Origin of the sequence: Pseudomonas phoenicis (genome assembly GCF_047302395.1) — a bacterium.
Classification (GTDB): Bacteria; Pseudomonadota; Gammaproteobacteria; order Pseudomonadales; family Pseudomonadaceae; genus Aquipseudomonas.
Genome location: NZ_CP154852.1, coordinates 1279996 through 1303324, shown reverse-complemented (window position 1 = coordinate 1303324; position 23329 = coordinate 1279996). Strand labels below are relative to the sequence as shown.

The 23329-nt window shown below is 63.1% G+C and carries 26 protein-coding genes and 1 tRNA gene; 9 read left to right on the top strand and 18 right to left on the bottom strand.

The genetic code is table 11. From position 1 onward, the window contains the following. Positions 1 to 219: 219 nt before the first annotated feature. The 9 genes from AA0Z93_RS05950 to AA0Z93_RS05910 all read right to left on the bottom strand — a co-directional run bounded on the left by AA0Z93_RS05950 (position 220) and on the right by AA0Z93_RS05910 (position 6820). Positions 220 to 546, bottom strand: coding sequence for a DUF3392 domain-containing protein (locus tag AA0Z93_RS05950; RefSeq protein WP_413045968.1), 327 nt, complete (start codon positions 544 to 546; stop codon positions 220 to 222). Between the two features lie 9 nt (positions 547 to 555). Next, entirely contained in the window at positions 556 to 1749 is a 1194-nt protein-coding gene (gene hemW / locus AA0Z93_RS05945; RefSeq protein WP_413045969.1) for a radical SAM family heme chaperone HemW, read from the bottom strand. Then, on the bottom strand, positions 1746 to 2342 hold the full coding sequence (rdgB, locus tag AA0Z93_RS05940; RefSeq protein ID WP_413045970.1) for an RdgB/HAM1 family non-canonical purine NTP pyrophosphatase: 597 nt from the start codon (positions 2340 to 2342) through the stop codon (positions 1746 to 1748). The genes hemW and rdgB overlap by 4 nt, the downstream gene beginning before the upstream one ends. After that, positions 2339 to 2773 (bottom strand): DUF4426 domain-containing protein, encoded by a 435-nt coding sequence (locus AA0Z93_RS05935; protein ID WP_413045971.1) that lies wholly within the window; start codon positions 2771 to 2773, stop codon positions 2339 to 2341. Before AA0Z93_RS05935 ends, rdgB begins: the two co-directional genes overlap by 4 nt. Before the next feature lie 56 nt (positions 2774 to 2829). Then, on the bottom strand, positions 2830 to 3450 hold the full coding sequence (metW, locus tag AA0Z93_RS05930; protein ID WP_296266505.1) for a methionine biosynthesis protein MetW: 621 nt from the start codon (positions 3448 to 3450) through the stop codon (positions 2830 to 2832). Positions 3451 to 3457: 7 nt separating this feature from the next. Then, on the bottom strand, positions 3458 to 4597 hold the full coding sequence (gene metX, locus AA0Z93_RS05925) for a homoserine O-succinyltransferase MetX (protein ID WP_413045972.1): 1140 nt from the start codon (positions 4595 to 4597) through the stop codon (positions 3458 to 3460). 78 nt (positions 4598 to 4675) lie between these two features. Continuing rightward, positions 4676 to 5266, bottom strand: coding sequence for a YggT family protein (locus AA0Z93_RS05920; RefSeq protein ID WP_296266501.1), 591 nt, complete (start codon positions 5264 to 5266; stop codon positions 4676 to 4678). Positions 5267 to 5276: 10 nt separating this feature from the next. Then, entirely contained in the window at positions 5277 to 6095 is an 819-nt protein-coding gene (gene proC / locus AA0Z93_RS05915; RefSeq protein ID WP_413045973.1) for a pyrroline-5-carboxylate reductase, read from the bottom strand. Positions 6096 to 6133: 38 nt separating this feature from the next. Next, entirely contained in the window at positions 6134 to 6820 is a 687-nt protein-coding gene (locus tag AA0Z93_RS05910; protein WP_413045974.1) for a YggS family pyridoxal phosphate-dependent enzyme, read from the bottom strand. A 64-nt stretch (positions 6821 to 6884) separates the two neighbouring features. On the opposite strand from AA0Z93_RS05910, the gene AA0Z93_RS05905 reads away from it, so the two are divergent. The 7 genes from AA0Z93_RS05905 to AA0Z93_RS05875 all read left to right on the top strand — a co-directional run bounded on the left by AA0Z93_RS05905 (position 6885) and on the right by AA0Z93_RS05875 (position 13994). Next, positions 6885 to 7874: a type IV pilus twitching motility protein PilT gene (locus tag AA0Z93_RS05905; protein WP_413045975.1), complete on the top strand. Its 990-nt coding sequence runs from the start codon at positions 6885 to 6887 to the stop codon at positions 7872 to 7874. A 53-nt stretch (positions 7875 to 7927) separates the two neighbouring features. After that, positions 7928 to 8332, top strand: coding sequence for a hypothetical protein (locus AA0Z93_RS05900; protein WP_413045976.1), 405 nt, complete (start codon positions 7928 to 7930; stop codon positions 8330 to 8332). 69 nt (positions 8333 to 8401) lie between these two features. Then, the gene (locus AA0Z93_RS05895) at positions 8402 to 8737 is read left to right on the top strand and encodes a hypothetical protein (RefSeq protein ID WP_413045977.1); all 336 of its coding nucleotides are present in this window, start codon (positions 8402 to 8404) and stop codon (positions 8735 to 8737) included. A gap of 228 nt (positions 8738 to 8965) precedes the next feature. Further along, on the top strand, positions 8966 to 9805 hold the full coding sequence (locus AA0Z93_RS05890) for an alpha/beta hydrolase (RefSeq protein ID WP_413045978.1): 840 nt from the start codon (positions 8966 to 8968) through the stop codon (positions 9803 to 9805). A gap of 113 nt (positions 9806 to 9918) precedes the next feature. Further along, on the top strand, positions 9919 to 10416 hold the full coding sequence (locus tag AA0Z93_RS05885; RefSeq protein ID WP_413045979.1) for an RNA polymerase sigma factor: 498 nt from the start codon (positions 9919 to 9921) through the stop codon (positions 10414 to 10416). Positions 10417 to 10504: 88 nt separating this feature from the next. After that, a complete protein-coding gene (locus tag AA0Z93_RS05880; RefSeq protein ID WP_413045980.1) occupies positions 10505 to 11461 on the top strand; it encodes a FecR family protein in 957 nt (318 codons plus the stop codon). A 112-nt stretch (positions 11462 to 11573) separates the two neighbouring features. Next, the gene (locus AA0Z93_RS05875; protein ID WP_413045981.1) at positions 11574 to 13994 is read left to right on the top strand and encodes a TonB-dependent siderophore receptor; all 2421 of its coding nucleotides are present in this window, start codon (positions 11574 to 11576) and stop codon (positions 13992 to 13994) included. A gap of 320 nt (positions 13995 to 14314) precedes the next feature. Here the strand turns inward: AA0Z93_RS05875 and AA0Z93_RS05870 are convergent, their stop codons facing one another. Both AA0Z93_RS05870 and AA0Z93_RS05865 read right to left on the bottom strand, forming a co-directional pair. Beyond that, on the bottom strand, positions 14315 to 14635 hold the full coding sequence (locus AA0Z93_RS05870) for a hypothetical protein (RefSeq protein WP_413045982.1): 321 nt from the start codon (positions 14633 to 14635) through the stop codon (positions 14315 to 14317). A 179-nt stretch (positions 14636 to 14814) separates the two neighbouring features. Continuing rightward, on the bottom strand, positions 14815 to 15669 hold the full coding sequence (locus AA0Z93_RS05865) for an IS5 family transposase (protein ID WP_413045983.1): 855 nt from the start codon (positions 15667 to 15669) through the stop codon (positions 14815 to 14817). Positions 15670 to 15974: 305 nt separating this feature from the next. On the opposite strand from AA0Z93_RS05865, the gene AA0Z93_RS05860 reads away from it, so the two are divergent. Together AA0Z93_RS05860 and AA0Z93_RS05855 are read left to right on the top strand one after the other, a co-directional pair. Further along, complete coding sequence (locus AA0Z93_RS05860) at positions 15975 to 16313, top strand: helix-turn-helix domain-containing protein (RefSeq protein ID WP_413045984.1); 339 nt, start codon at positions 15975 to 15977, stop codon at positions 16311 to 16313. A 232-nt stretch (positions 16314 to 16545) separates the two neighbouring features. Continuing rightward, entirely contained in the window at positions 16546 to 17067 is a 522-nt protein-coding gene (locus AA0Z93_RS05855; RefSeq protein ID WP_413045985.1) for a hypothetical protein, read from the top strand. Positions 17068 to 17766: 699 nt separating this feature from the next. Here the strand turns inward: AA0Z93_RS05855 and AA0Z93_RS05850 are convergent. The 7 genes from AA0Z93_RS05850 to AA0Z93_RS05820 form a co-directional block, all read right to left on the bottom strand. Next, positions 17767 to 17842, bottom strand: a tRNA-Thr gene (locus tag AA0Z93_RS05850). Positions 17843 to 17940: 98 nt separating this feature from the next. Continuing rightward, the gene (locus tag AA0Z93_RS05845; RefSeq protein WP_413045986.1) at positions 17941 to 18186 is read right to left on the bottom strand and encodes a hypothetical protein; all 246 of its coding nucleotides are present in this window, start codon (positions 18184 to 18186) and stop codon (positions 17941 to 17943) included. A 360-nt stretch (positions 18187 to 18546) separates the two neighbouring features. After that, positions 18547 to 19761, bottom strand: a complete 1215-nt coding sequence (locus AA0Z93_RS05840) for a methyltransferase (protein WP_413045987.1) — start codon at positions 19759 to 19761, stop codon at positions 18547 to 18549. Positions 19762 to 20033: 272 nt separating this feature from the next. Then, positions 20034 to 20723: an ABC transporter permease gene (locus AA0Z93_RS05835; protein ID WP_296266467.1), complete on the bottom strand. Its 690-nt coding sequence runs from the start codon at positions 20721 to 20723 to the stop codon at positions 20034 to 20036. A gap of 91 nt (positions 20724 to 20814) precedes the next feature. Further along, the gene (locus tag AA0Z93_RS05830) at positions 20815 to 21510 is read right to left on the bottom strand and encodes an ABC transporter permease (RefSeq protein WP_413045988.1); all 696 of its coding nucleotides are present in this window, start codon (positions 21508 to 21510) and stop codon (positions 20815 to 20817) included. 54 nt (positions 21511 to 21564) lie between these two features. Further along, positions 21565 to 22320: an ABC transporter substrate-binding protein gene (locus tag AA0Z93_RS05825; RefSeq protein WP_413045989.1), complete on the bottom strand. Its 756-nt coding sequence runs from the start codon at positions 22318 to 22320 to the stop codon at positions 21565 to 21567. 11 nt (positions 22321 to 22331) lie between these two features. Next, positions 22332 to 23105 carry an ABC transporter ATP-binding protein gene (locus AA0Z93_RS05820; protein WP_296266462.1) on the bottom strand — a complete coding sequence of 258 codons (774 nt, stop codon included), beginning with the start codon at positions 23103 to 23105 and terminating at the stop codon, positions 22332 to 22334. Positions 23106 to 23329 lie beyond the last annotated feature (224 nt).

Genomic DNA, 23329 nt, shown 5'->3' with positions numbered 1-23329 from the left:
CTTGGCTCCTACACGTGCTCCAGGGCACCCCGGCGTTACAGCTGCCGCTCACTCCTCTCACCTTCGAATTTAGCTGCTTTGAAGACACAAGCGGCTTCAGCCGCGATGGCCGGCCAAGCCTGCCCATGTCCGCAGCCGCATGCTGAAAATACTGCTCGGTAGTTGTGCAAAGAGCGCTTCGCAGCCCTACAGGTATATCAGAGTGTCAACCCAAGCCCCTCAACCCCGCCGATCCGCCACGATCCCCACCAACGCCAACACCACCAACAACACTGGCGCCAACGCGTAGTTGTTGAACTGGCTCAACCCCTTCATCACCCAGGGCGTCGCGTAGATCAGCGCGGCACCGCTGCCGATCATCACCAGCAGGGCCATGGCCGGCACCCGCAGGGCGCCCGCCACGCTGCCCAGGCGCTGTTCGGCCCAGGCCTTGATGTCGGTGCCGAACAGCACCAGCAGGCAACCGACGAACGCCAGCGAAATCTCGGAGAGATGGCCGCGGCTCCAGCGGGAAACGGTCGCGAGCAGGTCAAGTACCATGTCCATGGATCATCCTCAGGTCAGGAAGTATTGCAGCAGGTCGTTGAGGAACAGTTGGCCGCGCGCCGTGGCGGCCAGTCGATCCGGTTCGACCCGTAAAAGGCCCTTTTGTTCGGCGTTGCGGCGGGCGTCGGCCAGTTGCGCCAGGGGTTGTCCGGTGCGGCGGGTGAACAGGTCGGCCTCCACGCCCTGGGTCAGGCGCAGGGCATTGATGAGGAACTCGAACGGTAGCTCATCGATGGGCAAGGCCTTTTCCCCAGCCTTGTAGGGCTTGTCGGGGTTGAGGTAGTCCTTCGGCAGGCGGGTCTTCCAGGTGCGTACGATGCGCCCGTCGGCCAGCGACAGCTTGCCGTGGGCACCGGCGCCGATGCCGATGAAATCGCCGAAGCGCCAGTAATTGAGGTTGTGCCGCGCCGGTTTGCCGGGCTGGGCATAGGCCGACACCTCGTACTGGGCGAAGCCCTGGCTGGCGAGCAGTGCCTGGCCGGCTTCCTGGATGTCCCAGAGGATGTCGTCTTCGGGTAGCTCGGGCGGCTGGTTCCAGAACACCGTATTGGGCTCGACGGTGAGCTGGTACCACGACAGGTGCGTCGGTCCCAGGTCGATGGCCTGACGCAGGTCGCCCAAGGCGTCGTCCAGCGATTGCTCGGGCAGGCCGTGCATGAGGTCGAGGTTGAAGTTGTCGAAACCCGCCGCCCGCGCCATGCCCGCCGCGCGCACCGCTTCGTCGCCATTGTGGATGCGCCCCAGGCGCTCGAGTTTTTCCGGCTGGAAGCTCTGCACGCCGATGGACAGACGATTGATCCCCTGTTGCCGGTAGGCCTTGAACTTGTCCTGCTCGAAGGTGCCGGGGTTGGCTTCCAGGGTGATCTCGATGTCGCTGGCGAAGGGGATGCGTCGTTCCACGCCGCGCAGCAGGCGCCCCAAGGCGGCTGCGCTGAACAGGCTCGGCGTACCGCCGCCGAAGAAGATCGAGCCGATCGCCCGGCCTTGTACGGCGGGCAGTTCCTGGTCGAGGTCGGCCAGCAGCGCGTCGACGTAAGCCGCTTCCGGGAGGTCGGGCCCGGCCTGGTGCGAGTTGAAATCGCAATACGGGCATTTGCGCACGCACCACGGAATGTGGATGTACAGCGCCAGCGGCGGGAGTTCGGGCAGTGCGATGCGCGTCGCTGCGGGGTAGAGCAAGGGCGCGGAAGGCTGCTCGGTCATGCCAGGCCCAGACGCTGACGCAGCAGAACCATGGCGCGGGCGCGGTGGCTCAACTGGTTCTTTTCCAAAGGCGCCAGCTCGGCGCTGGAGCAGTTGCGTTCGGGCACCCAGAACAGCGGGTCGTAGCCGAAGCCGTGCTCGCCACTGGCGGCGGTGAGAATGCGCCCGTGCCACAAGCCTTCGCAGAGGATCGGCAGCGGGTCGTCGGCGTGCCGCACCAATGCCAGCACACAGACGAACTGCGCGCCGCGCTGTTCGGCCGGTACGTCTTTCAAAGCATCGAGCAGTTTGGCGTTGTTCGCCGCATCGCCCTGGCCGTCGGCGTAACGCGCCGAGTAGATGCCAGGGGCGCCACCGAGGAAGTCCACGGCCAGCCCCGAGTCGTCGGCCAGCGCTGGCAGGCCGGAGATACGCGCCGCATTGCGCGCCTTGAGAATGGCGTTCTCGACGAACGACAGCCCGGTTTCCTCGGGTTCGACCTGGCTGAACTCACCGATCGAGCGCAGTCGCACCGATTCGCCGAGCATGGCCTGGAGTTCTTTGAGTTTGCCGGCGTTGTGGCTGGCCAATACGAGCTGCTGAAGATTCATCATTCGCCTGGGAAAATGTCCTGGTTGAAACTGAGAGAGTGGCTGACGCCGCCGGTCTCGATGTCGAGGTCGAAGACCATGCGCTGCGCCTGCTCGACCTTGAACTGGGCCACGTAGGAGATCGCGCCCTGGCTGCTGGTCTGGCGGAACGACAGCGGGCTGCTGCGCCCGGTGAGGTCTTTCACCGTGCCGCTGACCACCGCCATGCCGGGTTTGTCGGCCTTGAGCACGGCCACGGTCAGCACGCCGAGTTGCTTGCTGCGGGTCAGGCCCGTGTCGGCGGCCACCTGCGCTTGCAGCATGCTCGAAGGAAAGGCGTTGTAGAACACCGTCACGTCGCCGAACGCCTGCTTGCGTTCGGGACGGGCGGCATCGGCGGCGAACAGGGGTACGGCCAGGCACAGGCTGAACAGGAATACGGCTAGACGACGCATGGGTCAGTCACTCCAGTGGGAAGCGCGGTGAGGGGGAAACCGCCACCGCGCCTCGATCAGACGGCGACCCGATGGGCGTCCAGGCCGGGGCCGCTGACACGGTAGATACCGATTTCCCCCAGCAGGTTAGGCCAGATCCTACCCCCCAAGCCGTTGCGATGCAGCCGGTCGACCGCCAGACGGTCGATAACCTTGGCGTCGCGCTCCAAACACAGCGCCTCGAAGTCGGCGAAGGTGCAGAAGTGGATGTTGGGCGTGTTGTACCAGGTGTAGGGCATGAAGTCCGACACCGGCATGCGGCCCTTGGTGGCCAGGTACCAGCGGCAGCGCCAGTGGCCGAAGTTGGGGAAGGTGATGATGCACTGGCGGCCCACACGCAGCATCTCTTCGAGGATGCGGTCGGGGTACTCCACGGCCTGCAAGGCCTGGGTCATGACCACCACGTCGAAACTGTTGCTGGCGAAGTTGCCCAGGCCTTTGTCCAGGTCCTGCTCGATGACGTTGACGCCCTTGGCCACGCACGCGGCGATGTTGTCGGCGTCGATCTCCAGGCCGTAGCCGTGCACCTGCTTGCGGTCGCGCAGCGAGGCCAGCAGTTCGCCGTTGCCGCAGCCCAGGTCGAGCACGCGGCTGCCGGCGGGGATCCAGTCGTGGATGATTTCCAGGTCGGCTCTCATGCGGTCCTCAGATGACGATGCGGTTCATGTAGTTGGCAAACCCCTGCATGTAGCGCGGTGTGGGGATGAGGAAGGCATCGTGGCCATAGGGCGAGTCGATTTCCAGGTAGCAGACGTTCTTGCGCGCGGCCATTAGCGCATCGACCATTTCCCGCGAGCGGGCCGGGGAGAAGCGCCAGTCGGTGGTGAACGACATGATGCAGAACTCGGCCTCGACCCCGGCCAGGGTCGCGGCCAGGTCGCCGCGGTGGTCGGCGGCCGGGTCGAAGTAGTCCAGGGCCTTGGTCATCAGCAGGTAGGTGTTGGCGTCGAAGCGGCCGGAGAACTCCTCGCCCTGGTAGCGCAGGTAGCTTTCCACCTGGAACTCGACGCTGTGGAAGTCGTAGTTGAGCTTGTCGCTCTTGAGTTCGCGGCCGAATTTCTCGCCCATCGAATCGTCCGACAGATAGGTGATGTGGCCGACCATGCGCGCCAGCATCAGCCCACGTTTGGGGATCACGCCCTGGTCCTGGAACGAGCCGCCATGGAATTCCGGGTCGGTGAGGATCGCCTGGCGCGCCACTTCGTTGAAGGCGATGTTCTGCGCCGAGAGCTTGGGCGCCGAGGCGATGTCGACGCAGTGGCGGATGCGCTCGGGGTAGGTGATGGTCCATTGCAGCGCCTGCATGCCGCCCAGACTGCCACCGACCACCGCCGCCCATTGCGCGATGCCCAGGCGGTCGGCCAGGCGCGCCTGGCTGTGCACCCAGTCCTGCACCGTGAGCACCGGAAAATCGGCGCCATAGGGCTTGCCGGTGAGCGGGTTGAGGCTGCTGGGGCCGGTGCTGCCGTTGCAGCCGCCGAGATTGTTCAGGCTGACCACGAAGAAACGGTCGGTGTCGATCGGCTTGCCAGGGCCGATGCAGCTGTCCCACCAACCCGGCTTGCGGTCGTCGGCGCTGTGGTAGCCCGCGGCGTGGTGATGGCCGGACAGGGCATGGCAGATCAGCACCGCATTGCTCGCGCGGGCGTTGAGGGTGCCGTAGGTTTCGTAGATCAGTTCGTACGTAGCCAGGGAGCGGCCACAGGCCAGCGGCAACGGCTCGTCGAAGCGGGCAACCTGCGGGGTTACCAGACCGACGGAGTCTTCGGGAAAGGCAATGGACATCGACCCTGCTCACGCGTGAATGAGGCGTAAGTCTAAAGAGCGCCACCCCCAGCGGCAAGCCGCCGGGGGCTGCGAGGGTCAGATCATGCGGAACAGTTCCTGCGGCATGCCGATCTGCGCGGCCAGCGGCGGCAGCACGAACGACTGGAGCACCTGGATCGCCAGGAAGGCGAAGATCGGCGAGATGTCCAGGCCGCCGAGGTTGGGCACGATGCGTCGGAAGGGCGCCAGCACCGGTTCGGCGATCTGGTAGGCCAGTTCGGCCGCCGGGTTGTGGCTGTTCGGCGCGATCCACGAGACGATCACCATGACGATCATCGCCACCCAGAAGATCTTCAGGAACAGCGAAGCCACACCCAGCAGGGCCCACAGGAACAGCTGCAGGACGTTGCCGAAGGTGCCGTAGGTGACCATCAGCACGAAGGCCATCAACAGCGCCTGCAACACCACCGCCAGCAGCAGCGACGAAGTGTCGAGGCCGCCGATGCTGGGGATGATGCGGCGGATGGGCTTGAGCAGCGGCTGGGTGGCGCGCACCGCGAACTGGCTCAGGGGGTTGTAGAAGTTGGCCTTGACCAGTTGCAGCACGAAACGCAGCAGGACGATCACCAGGTATAGGCTGACCAGGGTTTGCACCACGAAGATCGCGGCGCCGGACAGTGCATTCATCGACAGCTCCTCATTTGCCCAGTTGTTCGGCCAGTTCCGCAGAGCGCTGCGCCGCAGCCTCCAGGGCTTTGTCGACCAACGCTTGGAAACCATTGTTCTGGAAGGCGTCGACTGCCGCCGCCGTGGTGCCGCCCGGGGAGGTGACGCGGCGGCGCAGCTCGGCGGCGTCGTGCTCGCTGGCCGCGGCCATATGCGCGGCGCCCAGGGCGGTCTGCAGGGTCAGCTGCGAGGCCGCTTCACGGCTCAGCCCGAGCTTTTCGCCGGCGGCGGTCATGGCTTCGATCATCAGGAAGAAATACGCCGGGCCGCTGCCGGACACCGCCGTCACGGCATCGATCTGCCGTTCCTGCTCCACCCACAGCACTGTGCCGACGGCCGACAGCAGGGTTTCGGCCTGTTCGCGTTGCTCGGCCGACACCTCTGCCGTGGCGTACAGGCCGCTGGCGCCCTTGCGCAGCAGCGACGGCGTGTTGGGCATGCAACGCACCACCGGCACATCGCCCAGCCAGGCTTGCAGGCTGGCGCAGGTGATGCCGGCGGCGATGGAGACGACCAGCTGGTGCTTGCCCAGCGCCGGGGCCAGGGCCTGGCACACGGCCTTCATGACCTGTGGTTTGACCGCCAGCACGATCACGTCGGCGTCGGCCACGGCCTGGGCATTGTCTTCGAAGACCTCGATACCGTGCTCGGCCTGGAGGCGGGTACGGGTGTCGGCGCCGGGATCGCTGGCGCGGATCTGCGCGGCGTCCAGGCCTTGGGCGCGCAGACCGCCGATGAGGCTGGCGGCCATGTTGCCGGCGCCGATGAAGGCGATACGTGTCTTGCTCATGTCAGGTCCTTGCGGGAAAGGGTGAGTGAAACATGGATTCAGACGGGCCCATAGTCGCGGGCGCCGAACAGGGCGGTACCGATGCGGACCCAGGTCGCTCCCTGGGCGATGGCCGCTTCCAGATCGTGGCTCATGCCCATGGACAGCGTGTCCAGCGCCGGGTCGAGCCGTTCGAGCAGTTCGCGCAACTGGGCGAAGGCCTGCTCCTGGGCGGCACGCTCGTCGGTGGGTTCGGGAATCGCCATCAGGCCGCGCAAGCGCACACCGGGCAGCGCCTTCACCGCTTCGGCCAGCGCCGGCAGCTCGTGCGGGCTGCAACCGGACTTGCTGGCTTCGCCACTGATGTTGACCTGCAGGCAGATGTTCAGCGGCTCGCGGCCGGCGGGGCGTTGTTCCGACAGGCGCTGGGCGATCTTCAAGCGGTCCACGGCGTGTACCCAATCGAAATGTTCCGCGATGGCGCGGGTCTTGTTCGATTGGATGGGGCCGATGAAGTGCCAGGTCAAGGGCAGGTCGGCCAATTCGGCCTGTTTGCCGAGCGCCTCCTGCAAATAGTTCTCGCCGATGTCGCGAGCACCGGCAGCGTGCAGCTCGCGAATGGCGCTGGCCGGTTTGGTCTTGCTCACCGCCAGCAGTTTCACGCTGGCAGGGGCGCGCCCGGCCGCTTGGGCGGCGTCGCGGATGCGCGCTTCGAGGGCATTCAGGTTGTCTGCTAGGGTGGACATGGTTCAACGCCGGCGGCTCGAGGGTCGGCGCATTCTACCTGCTCTGTTGCCATTGGGGAGTCTCATGGACGTGACTGCACACTTGGCCGAGGCCGCCCGCGCGGGCGCCTCCGACCTGCACCTGGCGGCGGGCCAACCCCCGCTGCTGCGTATCGACGGCGAGCTGCAACGCCTCGACCTGCCCCCGCTGGGCAGCAACGATTTGTATCAAAGCATCGACCCTTGGCTCGGCGAAGCGCAGCGACGCCAATGGCGCGAGGGCGACGAACTCGATCTGGCGCTGGACCTACCGAACGGCCACCGCGCCCGCCTCAATCTGTTCCGCCAGGCCCACGGCCCTGCCGCCAGCCTGCGCCTGATCGCCAATACCATCCCCAGCCTCGAACAGCTCGACCTGCATGCGGTGTATCAGGCCGTGTCCACGCTGAACGACGGCCTGGTGATTGTCGGCGGCCCGACCGGTAGCGGCAAATCCAGCACCCTCGCCGCACTGATCGACCAGCTCAATCGCGAACGGCCGCTGCACATCCTCACCCTCGAAGACCCCATCGAAATCCTTCACACCAGCCAGCGCAGCCTGATCAACCAGCGCGAAGTCGGCCGCCACAGCGCCGGCTTCAGCCAGGCGCTGCGCAGCGCCCTGCGCCAGGACCCGGACGTGATCATGCTCGGCGAGCTGCGAGACCTCGACTCCATCCGCCTGGCCCTGCGCGCCGCCGAAACCGGGCACCTGGTACTGGCCACCGTGCATACACGCTCGGCGGTGAGCAGTATCGAACGTTTGGTGGAGGTGTTCGCGGCGGAGGAAAAGGCGCTGGTGCGCGCCATGCTGGTCGATTCGCTGCGCGTGGTGGTCGCGCAGGTGTTGGTCAAGCGCAAGGGCGGCGGACGGGCGGCGGCACGCGAGGTACTCATCGGTACGCCGGCGGTGCGCAATCTGATTCGCGAAGGGCGGCTGGCGCAGGTGCAGTCGGCGATGCAGATGGGGGCGGGGGTGGGGATGGTGACGATGGAGGGGGCGATGGCGCGGTTGCGCGAGCGGGGCGAGATATGAGGTGATCGTTGTCGAGGCTCGACATTCCAATCTCAGAGGAGCGGTGCAAACCGATGGCCACCACAGCGTTTCGTGCAACCACCGTGAAGCACTACGAAGAAGATGAGGTGAAGGTGCTGGCACTGGGGGACGACCCGGCAGCGCCTGAACGGTTTCTGATCATCGCCCGGCTGGACGAAGACGAGCATGCCACGGTCGACGACGGCATTGGGTTGCAAACCAGCGAGTCGGACTACGAAGCGGCTCATGCGATCAGCGCCGTGAAGCTTGTGGGAAACCGCTTGCAAGTGCAGGTGAAGGAGGCGTTTGTGGTCCACTTCGGCGCTTCGGCGATCGAGGCGGACATAGCCGGCGACGCCGAGACGGTAGCGACGCACCTGGCCGTTATCAGACGAGCGCTTGAGGTGATTTTCGAGGGCAGTGCGGTACTGCCGAGCGTCGATCGAGCGCGGGTCTGAGTGGGAAGGGGTCGACGCTTGGCGTTCGGCCATGGAAAGGATATACAGCGAGCGACAGGAGCGGGACACATGCTAAAGACGAACCACCGGCACACACTTGGCGAAATCATCGAGAGCGTCAAACAAGACCCGGATCTGGGCGACGATTTCTGCCTTTACGGAGAAGACCAAGACGAACTCGACCTGCACGGCGTCTATCTGATCGCCGACTACCCCGACGTGGTCGATGATCAGGAGGTGTATCCCGAGTCAGTCCGGGTGGCGGGTTTGAATTATCTGTATTCCGGGCAGCAGTTCGCCGATGTAGTCATGGTGCTGATGGCGCAGAAACCGGCAGCTGAACACGGCGACCATGTGCGTGCGCTGAATTTCTACATGGACAACGACACATTTCTCGGTGAGTGATAGGGTGAGCACGCGCGGCCCACGCCTCGCTCCCTTCGCTCGCAATGGGCTGCACGGCAGCCCTAAAGGCCTTTGCGTAGCTGAGAAGGTGACAGTGGCCATCCGCGTGGCCGCTACGCGAGCCCTTCAGAAAACTTGCCTTCCGATGCGTCTTATCAGTGCTCGAGCAATCCATGTCCAGCCCATGGGCATTCGGGCGTCCCCCTGATCTGAATAGAACCTGAACCCATGATCCGCCAACTCTTCGCACTGCTAGGCACCTACCTGCTCGCCGCCACCACGCTTTGCCACGCCACCCCCGTCACCCTCGACGGCACCGAGCAATGGCAGATGCAAAGCGCCGCTGGCCGCGACTACCGCATCATGGTCAGCCTGCCCGAAGGTGATGTGCCCTACACCGGCGGCTACCCGGTGATCTACCTGCTCGACGGCAACGCCTACTTCCCCGCCTTCCACGCCGCCAAACGCGCACAGCCGAAATTGCGCGGCGCCATCCTGGTGGCCATCGGCTACCCGAGCGACACGCCGCTGGACTTCACCCGCAGGGCCTTCGACCTGACGCCGCCCGCGCCACCCGAGCGCAACACGCCACCCCAGGGCGGCCAGGACCTGTTCCTCGACTTCATCGAACAGCGGCTCATGCCCAAAGTGGCCGAACGCTTCAAGGTCGACCCGGACCAGCGCAGCCTGGTCGGGCATTCGTTCGGCGGCATGCTCGGTATCTACGCGCTGTTCACCCGCCCCACGCTGTTCCAGCACGTGGTCGCGGTGAGCCCCAGCCTGTGGTGGCGCGATCAGCACCTGCTGGCGCCCGAGCGGGCCTTCACCCAACGCGCATTGGCCGGGCAACTCATGCTGACCAACACCAGCCTGAGCCTCGTCATGGGCGAGCGCGATTCGCTGCAGATGGTCGAGGATGCCCGTGCCTTGTCCACGCGTTTGCAGGCGTTGTCCGGCACGGGCCTGCGTACGGGCTTTCGCATCGAAGCCGGTGAAGATCACGCTTCCGTGCCGTTTCGCATCCCCAATCAAGTGCTCGGCGAGTTGATGGGCAACCGGCGCTACTGAGCGATTCGTCGCCTGTCGGAAGAGAACGGCTGCACCCCTCGAACACAAGCGCAAATGATTCTCTTTTGTGCTATTTTCCTGCGCCTGCTTCCCTGCCTCCCAAGGTCGCTTTCATGTCTGGCTCAGATCTCAAGGCGTTGTACCTCGCCCATCGCAGCGAAATTCAGGATTACCTGGACCGCCGCCTGCGCTGCAAGGAAACCGCCGCCGACCTGACCCAAGACACCTTCATCCGCCTGTCCGAGCAGATGACCCACACCCCAATTGCCAATTTCCGCGCCTACCTGTTCTCCGCCGCGCGCAACCTGTTCATCGACCACACCCGGCGCCAGGCACACCGCAAGGGCAAGCCGATGGACGAGCACACGGCAGCCACCTTCGAACCGGCCACTCCGACCCTCGAACAGGCCGCCATCGCCCAACAGCAACTGGCCGCGCTGAACGCGGTGATCGAAAACATGCCGCCCCCGTGCCGCGAGGTGTTCCTGCTGGTGCGTGTGGAAGGCCTGACCTACGCCGAAATCAGCCAACGCTTGGGCATCCCCACGCAAACCGCCTACAGCCGCATGGTTCGTGCGCTGGATCTGCTCAAGCACGGCATGGCCGAATGAGCGCGGCATCTACCCAACCGACAGGCGCACACGGCCGCGCTGCATTACACTCTGCCGCCCGAGACCACTGCAGCCCATCGCCAGCCCTATGAGCGCCGAACCGCCCCAGGCCCCACCGCCGCACGCCGATGACGTCAGCCATCAGGCGAGCCGTTGGTTCGCCCTGATCCAGGCCGGCGAGCCTACCCATGCCGAGCGCGCGCGGCTGGCCGCCTGGCTCGATGCCGATCCCAGGCATCGCGCCGCCTACACCCGACTCGAACAGTTATGGGCAGCGACCGCGCAGTTGCACCCGGCTGTGCCCAAGGCCGCCGCGCCGCTGTCACGTCGCCGCTTCGTCGGCCTGGGCATCGCCGCCAGCGCTGTGGCGGTCACCGCTTCCACCTCGGCCTGGTGGTTCAGCGGTATGGGCTCGCCGTTCGCCGACGTGCGCAGCGGCATAGGCGAACGGCGCAGCGTCGCACTGCCCGACGGCTCGACGGTGGAGCTGGCCGGCAACACCGCACTGAACCTGGACTTCTCGTCCGGCAAGCGTTCGGTGGAACTGCTGCAAGGCGAGGCTTATTTCAATGTGCAGCCAAGCGCCGGCGGCGAGTTCGCGGTCAGCACACCGTTTGGGCGCGTGCTGGCGGCCGACGGCGAGTTCTGCCTGGCGTGCGACAGCGCGTCGGCGCTGCTGGCGGTCAGCCGCAAGACGGCCAGCGTAGTCACCGCCAATCAACGCACCGATCTGGACGAAGGGCTGTCTTTGCGTTTCACCCGCCACCACGCCGGCCCCATCCAGCACGCCGAGCTGGAGCAGGTGCTGGCCTGGCGCAGCGGACGCCTGGTGTTCTTCGACAAGCCCTTGGCCAGCGTGGTCGAGCAGCTGCAACGCTGGCGCCCGGGCCGCATCTTCGTCATGGACGAACGGCTCGCCGCGCGCCGCGTGAGCCTGATCCTCAACCTCGACCAACCCGAGCGCATGCTCGACGCCATGACCTCGGCGCTGTCGATCCGCGCCCAGCGCTATACCGACCTCGTCACCCTGATCCACCCCGCCTGATCGCGCCTGCGCAGAAATAATTCGCCACGCCTCCAGAAATCGCGCGCACTCGTGCGTCTTCGCCTGACTGATTGGTATTCGCATCCCGCGCCTTCTTCGAGGAACACCCGCAATGGCCCTGCAACACACCCCCGTCTCCAGAACCGATGGTCGCTGGCAGCGCAGCGCCCTGAGCACCGCACTGGCGTGCAGCCTGCTCATAGGTACGTTGCAGGCGCAGGGCGCCACGCCACCGGCCGCCGCCACCTCCGCGCAGAAGCTTGCGCTGAACATCCCGGCGCAACCGCTGCGCCAGGCGCTGTTGCAGTTCAGCCAGCAGTCGGGGCAGAACGTCATGCTCGACGGCGACCTCGACGCCACCCTGCGCAGCCTGCGGGTGGTGGGCCAGTACTCGGCCGAAGAAGCCCTGAGCCAGTTGCTGCGCGGCAGCGGCTACAACTTCTCGCGCACCGACGCGGTCACCCTGTACCTGGTGCCGGCGCAGACTGCGGGCGCAAGCAACGAAGTCATGTTGGCGCCCACGCAAATCCAGCAGCAACTGAGCGGCAGCATCGTCCCCGCACGCAGCTACCGCGGCGAAGCCGCCTCCAGCACCACGCGCCTGGGCCTGACCGACAAGCAAACCCCACAGGCCATCACCGTGGTGACCCGCGAGCAGATCGACGACTTCCAGCTCAACAGCGTCAAGGACGCGCTGCGCAACGCGCCCTCGGTCACTGTCGAGCAGTTCGAGACCGACCGCACGGCCTTCACCTCGCGCGGCTTCAAGATCGAGAACTTCGAGTTCGATGGCATGAGCCTGCCGTTCTCCGGCGGCGTGCTGGTCGGCGACCAGGACCTGACCGAATTCGAACAGGTCGACGTGCTGCACGGCGCCAACGGCCTGATGAGCGGCACCGGCGACCCCTCGGCCACCGTCAATCTGGTGCGCAAACGGCCCACCGATACTTTCCAGGCCCGCGTCGATTCGAGCATCGGCTCGTGGGACAACCGCCGCCTGGCGCTGGACCTGTCCGGCCCGCTGACCGACAGCGGCAACGTGCGCGGCCGCTTCGTCACCTCCCACGACAAGGGCAACTCCTACCTCGACCAGTACGGCCACGAAGTGAACGTCGCCGCCGGCCTGCTGGCCTTCGACCTGACCGACGCCGATACCCTGACGGTGGGCTTCACCCAGCAGAACAGCTACTCCAACGGCAGCACCTGGGGCGCCTTGCCGATCGCCGACTACGCCGGCAATCGCATCCACTACAGCAGCCGCAGTTCCAGCGTCGGCCAGCCCTGGACCTACTGGGACGTGCACACCCAGCGGGCCTTCGCCGAGCTGACCCACGCGTTCGACAACGGCTGGAACGGCACGCTGACCCTGACCGGCATGAAGCAGGACTCCGACACCAAGATGCTGTACGCCATCCCGGCGACCGCCGACAGCGTCTACGCCTACGTCAACCGCACCACCAGCAAGGAACACCAAGTGACCGGCGAAGCCAAGCTGTCCGGGCCGTTCGCGTTGCTCGGGCGTGAGCACGAATTGACCGTCGGCGCCAACTACGGCCGCACCCGCCACGACGAGCGCGGCCATTACTTCAGCCAGGCCGGCTCCATCTCCGCCAGCCTCGCCGACGTCTTGGCCGGCAACGTTGTGCAGCCGCCCTTCACCTACACCGACGACATCAACACCCAGCTCTTCACCGACCGGCAAAAGAGCCTGTTCGCCGGCGCCCGCTTCAGCCTGGCCGACGACCTGCACTGGATCGCCGGCGCGCGCATGCTCAGTGCCGACGGCGACGGGGCAGGCTACGGCTCGCCCCACGACACCCGCGTGCATGGCAAGGTCACGCCCTACACTGGCCTGGTCTACGACCTGACCCCGCAGTGGAGCCTGTACACCAGCTGGACCAAGATCTTCAAACCGCAGTACGTGCGCAGCACGAGCGGCGGCGTGGTCGAGCCGCTGGATGGCAAGAGCCTGGAAGTGGGGGTGAAGGGCCTGCTGCTGGACGAGCGCCTGACACTGACGGCCGCGGCGTTCAAGACCGAGCAGGACAACGTGGCGGAGCTGACCGGCGAGATCGTCGGTGGGCAGTACCTGTACCGCGGCACCAACTTCAAGAGCCGTGGCGTGGAGTTGGGGGCGTCGGGTGAAGTACTGACGGGGTTGGACCTGTCGGGCGGGTATACCTATGTCGATATCGAGAACGACGATGGCGATCATGCGCGCAAGTACATCCCGACCCATTCGCTGCGCGGCAGCCTGACGTACCGGTTGCCGATGCTACCCAAGGCCAAGGTGGGGACGCGGGTGCAGTGGCAGAGTGGGACGGAACTGGATACCAACAGCCGGGTGAGCCAGGAGGCGTATGCGTTGGTGGATGTGATGGCGAGTTATGAGGTGGACGAGCATTGGACGTTGGGGTTGAACGTGAACAATGTGACGGATCGGAAGTATCTGCTTTCGTTGTATCAGTCGGCGGGGTCGACCAACTATGGGGCGCCGCGGAATTTGATGGCGACGGTGAGTTGGAAGTATTGAGGTCGTTGCTGGGTTGAGGACGGTTGCCGCGAGCTGAGACCGCAGACCGCGGCTGCATAGGCAGCAGCCCCGGCCGCTGGAGATTTGAAAAGGCGGGGCTGTCAGGGGAATGCCAGTCAATCAAGCCGAAGCAATGTCACCTAGGGCTGCTTCGCAGCCCATCGCGGCTAATCGAAACGCCGAACCGGCCGCTCCAACAAAATGAGTTTCACCCTGTAGGAGCGGCTTCAGCCGCGATGGGCCGCAAAGCGGCCCCAATTGCCCAACTAATGAACATCAAGCTGCCAGAGCTCTGTATCCAATCCCGCCCCCCAAAACGATCAGGACTTCGGCGCCTGTAATGCCCGCAGCGTTTTTCCTGACAGCTCTACGCAGCCATTGCAGGAAACCAAGGCGAAGTAATCTTTATCTGGTGTGTTGGCAGATACCGACCATATCTTTGCCGCCGGTTCGTAATATTCGTCTGAAGCGATATCGAGCGACGCTCCGTCAATCGGTGGGTACGTATTCGCAAAGTATGTGCGCACCGAGTCTTCTATGAATGCTCTTCCCGCATCAGGGCAAGACTCAACCAATTGCTCCCCGCAGCCGGCCAGGGCGGAAAGTGTCAGAAGCACAAGTATGTTTTTTGAAAGTCTCATCGTGATTCCGTTGATTTGGCGGTTGCGGCCGTTTGGCGAATTGCCTCTTTTCTGTCGTGAGTCTAAGTTTTTTGTGTGCGAGCCGATAGGGGCCTGCTACCAGGCAGGTCTTGATTTCACCAATGTGGTCTAATAAACCGATCTCCGTACGAAATCGCAAATTGACCTATCGCACTTTCTTAGGCACTGTACGAAATGAGGCGCTGTAGACCCCGCATGGCGCAAGTCAGCGAGACCATCGCTGCATAACTTTTTGCGAGTTTGTCGAAGCGCGTTACGAGCCGGCGATTTTCTTTCAGCCAGCCGAACATGCGCTCGATGACATTTCGTTGTCGATACTTGGGCCGGTCGAACAACCTGGACAAGCCTGGCTTAGGCTTGCGCTTCATCGAGCGCATCGGAATGACAGTCTGTATGCGGCAGCGGTCGCAGTATTGGCGCAGTGCCTCTGCATCATAGCCTTTGTCGGCGAGCAGCCACTTGCAGCGTTTACGAGGTCGCCCGCGCTGGGCGGAAGGTATGCTGACACCATCGAGCAGCGGCTGTGCATAGCTGATATCACTGGCTTGACCGCCAGAAAGGAGGAAGTGCAACGGTACCCCGTTGGCGTCGCAGAGCATGTGGATCTTGGTCGTCAGGCCACTTCGACTGCGGCCTAGAGCGTGATCGGCAGGCTCGTCAGATTCCTTTTTTCGAGCACCTGAGGAGACCCGAGTGGCACGCACTGCGGTCGAGTCGATCATCCAGGTCTGCAGATCAATCAAACCTTGCTCGTTCAGCTTCAGGTGCAAGCGCTTGAGCATCCGATCGAATGCCCCGTTGTTTCGCCAGTCCCGAAACCGTTGATACACGGTCGACCAGGGGCCGAAACGCTCCGGCATGTCACGCCAGGCAGCACCGGAACAAAGTACCCAAAGCACGCCATCGAGCATCAGCCGGTCACTTACTCGAGGCCGACTACGCCTACGGGTTTCGATGAAAAGATCGGAGACCACATCCCAGGCCTCATCCGAGATTTCGTACCGCTTTGCCATCACAGGATTCCTTTCCGTTGATGGCCGGGGAATGTATAAAATCCTCGGGGGCGAGGGGCAATAACTGGGTTTCTACGAATTTCGTACAGAGCCTAGGGCAAATTTTTTTGCCCATTGAGGACGGTAAACCGTGGATGAGCCGAGACCGTGCTGGACGGCCTCCTCTTCGCTTGAAATGCCTTGATACGAGATCAGAGCGTGCGCCGCCTGACACGCTTGCTCAGAGGGGGCAAAGGTTGGGCATAGTCTCGATTCGTGTGAAAGCGCGGTGATTATTTTCAGCGATTGAGAGGAATTCAACCATTATGAAGACATTTGTAGGCATCGGCGACCGCCTGAAAGAGGAGCGCGAGCGCTTGGGTCTCAACCAGACTGACTTTGCCGCTCTGGCAGGGGCTTCAAGGAATACTCAGTGCAACTACGAAAAAGGTGGTCGGAGTCCGGACGCTAACTACCTAGCAGCCGCTGCGCTTCATGGCGTAGATGTGGCTTACGTAGTGACGGGTTTGCGGTCACCCCAAGCTTTCGAGAGCATCACCATCGAAGAGGCCGAGTTCGTAACACTACTGCGCTCCATGGATCAGAGCGATCGAGCAATTCTCAGCAGGACAGCACAAGCGTTCGCTGGGACTCGGTATAAGTAACTTAGGCTCTGTATGAAAAGCCTTGATACTTGACCAAGCTGCGTTGAAAGCAGTCGGGGGCGCCCCAGCACTGGCTGGGCGCCCCCACCTGTTTTCGCGGGGTCACCATCGGCCTTTCCTGGCCAGCATCTCAAGAATTTCGTACAGACCACAGCCAAACCATCCGACAGGATTCAGTAAGCCGACCCATAGTGGGGAGGTGTTACATTGGACAAGTCAAAGGATGTTGTAAATGGCATTGACACCCTGCAAGTCGTGTAAACACAAGGTTGATTCAAGCGCGAACGTTTGTCCGAACTGTGGCGTTGCAAATCCTGGGGTGACGGCAGGTCATTATCTGATTGGATTTATTTTCTTGGCCGGAATAATTTTTTTTGGCGTCAAGATGTGCTCTGGTGGGAGTGACGAAGAGCCCAAAGATGCCGTCGCTCCCGTTCTGGATGACGCAGCGTGTAAGAAAAATTTGAAATGTTGGGGCGAAAAATTTTCTATTTCTGCTGCTGTTTATTGCAAAGATCCGATAGCAAAATTAGGGAAATACAGTTCCCGGTGGACTGATGGCACGTTTGAAAGCAAGTTGAGCCGACTTAAATGGCTGGATAAGGATGCTGGAACGATCACGTATATAGGTGACAAGATTGAGTTTCAGAATGGCTTCGGTGCATTCCAGAAGCACATTTATGAATGTGATTTCGACCCCGAGCAAAATCAGGTGTTGTCTGCTAGAGCACGGCCGGGACAATTGCCTGATTGAGTTAAGTTCGGCAGGGGTTTTAAGAGTATACGTAGCTTAGAGTTTGGTTACCTGGCGTCTGCATTGTGTCTCGCTGATGGCATGGCGCCTCTCATCAGTATGCGGCCTGTAGTGCAAACCTTCCCAGCTGCAACATCTGTTTCTCGACCTGCTGCGCGGTTTTGACGAGCAGCGGCGGAAGGATGTGATCATGATAATGGAGGTAGTTCTGCGATCAACTGAGTAAGGCTCTGTAGTGGAAACCCGGCACTATACTGGGTTTCTTTCGATCAGAATTTCATCTCTTGGAGCTTCTTCCATTCTCGATCAGCCGTCTTCCGCGTGGCCTCTTTAACTGTCATACACGCGCTTGATGCGCTTCGGTATCGTCGAGTTGCCCGCCGCCACCGACGTTTCCTTCGTATCCGCTCCATGAAGCCCACATTTCAAGCAGACAACTGATGCCGACCGTTGCCGTCGAAGGGCTTGTACCAGCGTTCCCTGGGCTTTGCCATGCGACAGGCGGCGTCGGTAAGCGGGGCAATGGTGCGGGTCATAAGAGTAGTCTCCAACATCGAAACGGATCTTCATCCTTGAAACCACCCTTGTTAATCCTGGCTGCCCTGTGAATCCAGCAGAACGCCAAAACGAAAAAACCCGCCAGAAGGCGGGTTTTTCGGGGTTTCCAGAGATTTTGAAGGCCTTCTCTGAAACCTTATATGGTGCCGGCACCAGGAATCGAACCCGGGACCTACTGATTACAAGTCAGTTGCTCTACCAGCTGAGCTATACCGGCAATGGGGCGTCATTATAGCCATCGCGGGGCGGGTGTAAACCACTTCCTCGCATTCCGGCGAAATTAACCTAACCCCGCGTTAGAAAAGGAGAATTTTCCTACCAGCCGCGGTGCAGCGTGGTGGGGCTTGGCTCGGGTTGGGCGGGGTTGAAGAAGAGCTTGTCGTTGTCGCAACCGCGCTTGCGGCAGGGTTCGAAGTCTTGCGGTAGGCCGCGTTTGTCGCCTAGCTGCATGGTGGGCACGGGCCAGTCAGCCGAGGTGCCGGGGTTGTGAGGCGCTGGGGCAGCACAGGCGGTGAGCAGAAGGGCGAACAGGGGAAGGGCGAGGACTTTGAGGGTAGTCACGGTGGCGATTCTTCGGACGATAACGGGAATGGCGCCAATTTTACGGTGTTTTGCCCGGGTTTTGCAGGGCTTCATGACAGTTTGAAGGCGTAATTGTTTCTTTTGAATTTAGATTGTTTCAAGCAACCTTTAGGCCTTTTCGGCGTATCGGCTGGGCCTGTTATTCACAAGGGGTGTGCCAAAGTTACGCACATGGAGTGCCGTTGGTCGCAAGGGCGGTGCTTTGCTCAAGTCACTGATTTCGTTGAGCCAAAGACAGAATATCGACTCGAAGACCTTTGTGCGAAATGGCACACGTAACAGTCCTGCCATTTTTCATCACAAGCTTTTGCACAGACTTATCCACAGGCTTGGTTGCATTCACCGCTCCGCAATCACCATCAGGTTTCGTGGAGTCAGACCGTATTCACAGAAATTCCCTACCCGCACGCGATAGTGGTTCTGCTCCAGGAACAACGCCCGATCCAGTACCAACCACAGCTCCAGCGGCCGCCGGAACAGGTTGCGGACCCGTTCCAGATTGCGCACTTGGGCCAGGCGCTGCCAGCCGTTGGCTTCCAAGGTCGACCAATCGATCCTGCCCGTGAGCGCCACACCCTTGAGCGCGGCCAAATCCTGGCAATAGTCGGCAAAGGGTTTGTGCAGCCATTCGACCGGCAACGAAGGCGTTGGCAGGTACTCGTCGACGCCACGCTGCGTGCGCTGCAACAGGTCGAACGCCAAACGCCGGCTCATGGACGCATCCCGCTGCCGGCGTACGCGCGCGCTGGCGGTGACGGCTTCGCTCAGGGGCAAGGCGAGGTCGTCGAGGCTCAGCGTCAGGGGGCTGGCCTGGGCGGGCGCGGAGATCGGCTGGTAGCGCTGGCCGGCGATGCGGTTGTAGCAGCACGGCGCGATGGCGATCTGTGGGCAGCCGCGTTCGTTGGCCAGGTGTAGCAGGCGTATGTGCAGGTCACCGCAGGCGTGCAGGGCGACTACGCTGGCTTGGTCGGGGAGTTGTGCTGCGCAGTCGGGCGCCATGACGTCCTGGTGGCGATGCTTGGCCGGCAACTGGTGGTGGTGGCTCAGCGCATGGCCGGCTTCTACCAGGGCGGGGTCGTATTCCAGGCAGGTCAGGCGTTGGCCGGGTTGCAAGAGGCGGCGGCCGAGATGGCCTTTGCCGGCGCACCAGTCGATCCAGTGGGTGGGCGTGGTGCGGTAGTCGAGGCGGCGGCCGAAGGCTTCGATCTGCTGCCATTTGCGGCCGGGGACGTTGACGTCGAGGCGGGGAATGGCGGGCGGTAGGCCGATGTCGGGGAGGTCGGAGGTTTGCGAGAGCTCGTGGGCTTCGTTGGCCCATTGGGGAAATGGGGTGGGTGGTTGTGAGGCATTTGGATCAGCCTCGGCGGCTTCGGCCTGTGTCAGGGTGCAGTGGCGTAGGTAATCGGCCAGTTCCGGGTGGTCGGCTTCCCAGGGGAGTTGCAGGTGGTGGAAGGGGCGAGGGCGCCATAGGGATTGGTGGCGTACCAGGAAGCGGTCCAGGGCTTGGAAGCGGGTGAGGAGTTGGGGGCCTTGGAGCGTTTGGGGGTTGGTCATGGGGTGTCTGGAGAAAGGGCTAGGCGGCAGGATGCTGGTTTGACTGCGATGGGCCGTAGTGCGGTTGCAGTGGGCGGGGGTGGAAGGTGTCAGCGGGATTGGGGCCGCTTTGCGGCCCATCGCGGCTGAAGCCGCTCCTACAGGAGGCTTGTGTCGGGCTCCAGAAGTGGAGGGTGTCCAGCGATTGAGGCGTACCTTGTAGGGGCTGTGGGTCGCTTGCCGGGAAGCTTGAGACGGGACTCACGCAGGGTACGGATCAGGCGCGGATCAGCTCACCGCCCCTGGCACGCATCCACCCGCAACCACCGCTCCAGCACCTTGAACCCCTGCACCAGCACGAACGAGATCACCAGGTAGAACACCCCCGCCGCAAAGAAGATCTCTACCGGCAGGTACGTCCGCGCGATGATCGTGCGCGCCATGCCGGTCAGTTCCAGCAGCGTCACCGTGCTGGCCAGCGCACTGGCCTTGAGCATCAGGATCACTTCGTTGCTGTACGCCGGCAGGCCGATCCGCGCCGCGCGTGGCAGCAGGATGTAGTACATGGCCTTGGCCTTGGACATGCCCAGCGCCCGTGCCGCTTCCACTTCGCCACGCGGGATGGCCTGCAAGGCTCCGCGCAGGATCTCGGCGATGTAGGCCGCCGTGTGCAGGGTCATGGTCAGCACGGTGCACCAGAACGGATCGCGCAGGTAAGGCCACAAGGCGCTATGGCGCACGGCGTCGAACTGCGCCAGGCCGTAATAGACCAGGAACAGCTGCACCAACAAGGGCGTGCCGCGGAAGAAGAAGATGTAGCCGTAGGGCAGGGCGCGCAGCCAGGGCTTGTGCGAGGCGCGGGCGATGCCCATGGGGATCGCCAGGATCAACCCGGCGACCACGGCGATGGCCACCAGCTCGAGGGTCAACAGCGCGCCGTCGGCCAGGCGCGGCAGGTACTTGATGATCACGTCCCAGTTCATTGGCCGGCCTCCATGAAGCCGTGAACGGCGGGTTGCATGACGGCCCAGGTAGAGACCAACTGCGGCAGATACTTGCCAATCACATCCCGACTCATTGCCCGGCCCTCATGAAGCCGCGAGCGGCGCGTTTTTCCAGGAAGTGCATGCCGGTCATGGCCACCACCGTCAGCGCCAGGTACATGCAGGCGGCGACCATGTAGAAGGTGAACGGCTCCTTGGTCACCGTCACGCCGATCTGCGCGTGGCGCATGATCTCTTCCAGGCCGATCACCGAGACCAGCGCGGTGTCCTTCATCAGGATCATGAACAGGTTGCCCAGGCCCGGCAGGGCGATGCGCCACATCTGCGGCAGGATGATGCGCGAGAGGATGCGTCCGCGCGACAGGCCCAGCGCCAGGCCCGCTTCGCGGTGGCCTTTGGGGATGGCCAGGATGGCGCCGCGGAACACTTCGGTGGCATAGGCGCCGAAGCACAGCCCCAGGGCGATCACGCCGGCGGCGAAGGCGCTCAGCTCTAGGCCGGGCATGTTCAAAGCCTCGCCCAGGCTGCTGACCAGGTTGACGGTGCCGAAGTAGATCAGCAGTACCCAGAGCAGTTCGGGTACGCCGCGGACCAGGGTCGAGTAGGCGCCGCCCAGCCATTGCAGGGGCTTGGCGGGGGAAGTCTTGGCCAGGGCGCCGAGCAGGCCGAGCACCAGGCCCAGCAGCAGCGCGCAAAGCGCGAGTTTTACGGTCATCAGCATGCCAGCCAGCAGGGCCGGGCCGAATCCGTGCAAGTCGATATTCATGGGCAGGTGCTTTCCAGATACCCGCGCGCCCTCAGGCGCGCAGGTCGGGGAGGATCATTCGATGCTGAACGGGAAGTACTTGTCGTTGATCTTCTTGTAGGTGCCGTCGGCTTTGATTTCCTTCAGCGCGGCGTTCAGGTCATTGCGCAGGCGGTCGTCACCCTTGCGCACGGCGATGCCGATCTTGTCGCTTTCTTCCACCGGCTCGCCCTTGAACTCGAAGCCTTGGCCTTCCTTGCCCTTGAGCCATTCGTACTGCACGTACTTGTCGGCCAGGATGCCGTCGATGCGCCCGGCGACCAGGTCGAGGTAGGCGTTTTCCTGGGTGTCGTAGAGTTTCACCTCGACATCGCTGCCGTAGTGGTCTTCCAGCCAGGTGCCGGCCAGGGTGGCGCGCTGGGTGCCGATCACCTTGCCCTTGAGCGAGGCCTTGTCGGTCTTGAAGTCGGCGCCTTTGGGGGCGATGAACTGCAGCTTGTTGGAGTAGTAGGGGTCGGTGAAGTCGACGGCCTGCTTGCGCTCGTCGGTGATCGACAGCGACGACACCAGGAAGTCGAACTTCTTGGCGTTCAGGGCCGGGATGATGCCGTCCCAGTCGGAGGTGACGACCGAGCACTCGACTTTCATCTTGGCGCACAGGGCGTCGCCGATGTCCTTGTCGAAGCCCACCACGTTGCCGCTGGCGTCCTTGTTGTTGAACGGCGGGTAGGCCGCTTCGATACCCATGCGCAGTTTTTCTGCGGCCATGGCGTTGGCGGAGAAGACCAGCGTGGCGGCAGCGGCCAGGAGGAATTTCTTGTAGGTCTGCATGTGTTGCTCCGTTAGCGGTGGCTGGACATGAATTGCTTGCAACGCGCCGAGGTCGGGTTTTCGAAGACCTGCTGCGGCGATCCTTGCTCTTCTACCAGGCCGTGGTGCAGGAAGACGACTTCACTGGACACCTGGCGGGCAAAATTCATTTCGTGGGTCACCAGCAGCATGGTGCGGCCTTCGTCGGCCAATGCGCGAATGACACTAAGCACTTCCTGGACCATCTCCGGGTCGAGCGCCGAAGTCGGCTCGTCGAACAGGATGACCTTGGGCTTCATAGCCAGGGTGCGGGCGATCGCGGCGCGTTGCTGCTGGCCGCCGGAGAGCTGCGCGGGGTAGCTGTGGCGCTTGTCGTAGATGCCGACCTTGTTCAACAGGGCTTCGGCCGCTTCCACCGCCTCGGCCTTGCTCTGGCCGAGCACGCGACGCGGGGCCTCGGTGATGTTGTCGAGCACCGACATGTGCGGCCACAGATTGAAGTTCTGGAAGACGAAGCCGATCTCGCTGCGCAGGCGGTTGATCTGGCGATTGTCGGCGGCGATCAGGTCGCCGTTCTTGGCGGCCTTGAGCTTGAGCGATTCGCCGGCCAGGAGGATTTCACCCTGGTGCGGGTGTTCCAGCAGGTTGATGCAACGCAGCAGCGTCGATTTGCCGGAGCCGGACGAGCCGAGAATCGAGATGACGTCGCCGTCGCGGGCGGTCAAGGAGATGCCCTTGAGAATCTCCTGGTCGCCGTAGCGTTTGTGCAGGTTGCGGATTTCCAGCGCGGGCGTGGCCTGAGCCATGTGCGGTCCTCATGTGTTCGGGTGCAGTCCCAGCTGTTTGGCGGCCTTCCGGGCCTGCGCAACGCTAGCATGTGGCGCTGTGACAGCCAACCAGGGTGCAGGGGACGAAGCGCGTCGGCGCGGCAGTGTGTCGCATCGTTGCAGCGGACTGTCGCGAGGATGACCGCCACGGTGCGGCCGACGGCTCGGCCTCGACGAAAAAAGGCGCGATGGTGCCAGTTTTG

What these genes read in the sequence shown, in the direction of transcription:
- AA0Z93_RS05865 (WP_413045983.1), bottom strand. Translation starts at nt 15,669, where the DNA reads ATGGCAAAGCGGTACGAAATCTCGGATGAGGCCTGGGATGTGGTCTCC.
- AA0Z93_RS05890 (WP_413045978.1), top strand. Translation starts at nt 8,966, where the DNA reads ATGATCCGCCAACTCTTCGCACTGCTAGGCACCTACCTGCTCGCCGCC.
- AA0Z93_RS05950 (WP_413045968.1), bottom strand. Translation starts at nt 546, where the DNA reads ATGGACATGGTACTTGACCTGCTCGCGACCGTTTCCCGCTGGAGCCGC.
- AA0Z93_RS05820 (WP_296266462.1), bottom strand. Translation starts at nt 23,105, where the DNA reads ATGGCTCAGGCCACGCCCGCGCTGGAAATCCGCAACCTGCACAAACGC.
- AA0Z93_RS05900 (WP_413045976.1), top strand. Translation starts at nt 7,928, where the DNA reads ATGGCCACCACAGCGTTTCGTGCAACCACCGTGAAGCACTACGAAGAA.
- AA0Z93_RS05870 (WP_413045982.1), bottom strand. Translation starts at nt 14,635, where the DNA reads ATGAGACTTTCAAAAAACATACTTGTGCTTCTGACACTTTCCGCCCTG.
- proC (WP_413045973.1), bottom strand. Translation starts at nt 6,095, where the DNA reads ATGAGCAAGACACGTATCGCCTTCATCGGCGCCGGCAACATGGCCGCC.
- rdgB (WP_413045970.1), bottom strand. Translation starts at nt 2,342, where the DNA reads ATGATGAATCTTCAGCAGCTCGTATTGGCCAGCCACAACGCCGGCAAA.
- AA0Z93_RS05860 (WP_413045984.1), top strand. Translation starts at nt 15,975, where the DNA reads ATGAAGACATTTGTAGGCATCGGCGACCGCCTGAAAGAGGAGCGCGAG.
- hemW (WP_413045969.1), bottom strand. Translation starts at nt 1,749, where the DNA reads ATGACCGAGCAGCCTTCCGCGCCCTTGCTCTACCCCGCAGCGACGCGC.
- metW (WP_296266505.1), bottom strand. Translation starts at nt 3,450, where the DNA reads ATGAGAGCCGACCTGGAAATCATCCACGACTGGATCCCCGCCGGCAGC.
- AA0Z93_RS05885 (WP_413045979.1), top strand. Translation starts at nt 9,919, where the DNA reads ATGTCTGGCTCAGATCTCAAGGCGTTGTACCTCGCCCATCGCAGCGAA.
- AA0Z93_RS05880 (WP_413045980.1), top strand. Translation starts at nt 10,505, where the DNA reads ATGAGCGCCGAACCGCCCCAGGCCCCACCGCCGCACGCCGATGACGTC.
- AA0Z93_RS05895 (WP_413045977.1), top strand. Translation starts at nt 8,402, where the DNA reads ATGCTAAAGACGAACCACCGGCACACACTTGGCGAAATCATCGAGAGC.
- AA0Z93_RS05830 (WP_413045988.1), bottom strand. Translation starts at nt 21,510, where the DNA reads ATGAATATCGACTTGCACGGATTCGGCCCGGCCCTGCTGGCTGGCATG.
- AA0Z93_RS05935 (WP_413045971.1), bottom strand. Translation starts at nt 2,773, where the DNA reads ATGCGTCGTCTAGCCGTATTCCTGTTCAGCCTGTGCCTGGCCGTACCC.
- AA0Z93_RS05905 (WP_413045975.1), top strand. Translation starts at nt 6,885, where the DNA reads ATGGACGTGACTGCACACTTGGCCGAGGCCGCCCGCGCGGGCGCCTCC.
- metX (WP_413045972.1), bottom strand. Translation starts at nt 4,597, where the DNA reads ATGTCCATTGCCTTTCCCGAAGACTCCGTCGGTCTGGTAACCCCGCAG.
- AA0Z93_RS05910 (WP_413045974.1), bottom strand. Translation starts at nt 6,820, where the DNA reads ATGTCCACCCTAGCAGACAACCTGAATGCCCTCGAAGCGCGCATCCGC.
- AA0Z93_RS05840 (WP_413045987.1), bottom strand. Translation starts at nt 19,761, where the DNA reads ATGACCAACCCCCAAACGCTCCAAGGCCCCCAACTCCTCACCCGCTTC.
- AA0Z93_RS05855 (WP_413045985.1), top strand. Translation starts at nt 16,546, where the DNA reads ATGGCATTGACACCCTGCAAGTCGTGTAAACACAAGGTTGATTCAAGC.
- AA0Z93_RS05875 (WP_413045981.1), top strand. Translation starts at nt 11,574, where the DNA reads ATGGCCCTGCAACACACCCCCGTCTCCAGAACCGATGGTCGCTGGCAG.
- AA0Z93_RS05825 (WP_413045989.1), bottom strand. Translation starts at nt 22,320, where the DNA reads ATGCAGACCTACAAGAAATTCCTCCTGGCCGCTGCCGCCACGCTGGTC.
- AA0Z93_RS05920 (WP_296266501.1), bottom strand. Translation starts at nt 5,266, where the DNA reads ATGAATGCACTGTCCGGCGCCGCGATCTTCGTGGTGCAAACCCTGGTC.
- AA0Z93_RS05835 (WP_296266467.1), bottom strand. Translation starts at nt 20,723, where the DNA reads ATGAACTGGGACGTGATCATCAAGTACCTGCCGCGCCTGGCCGACGGC.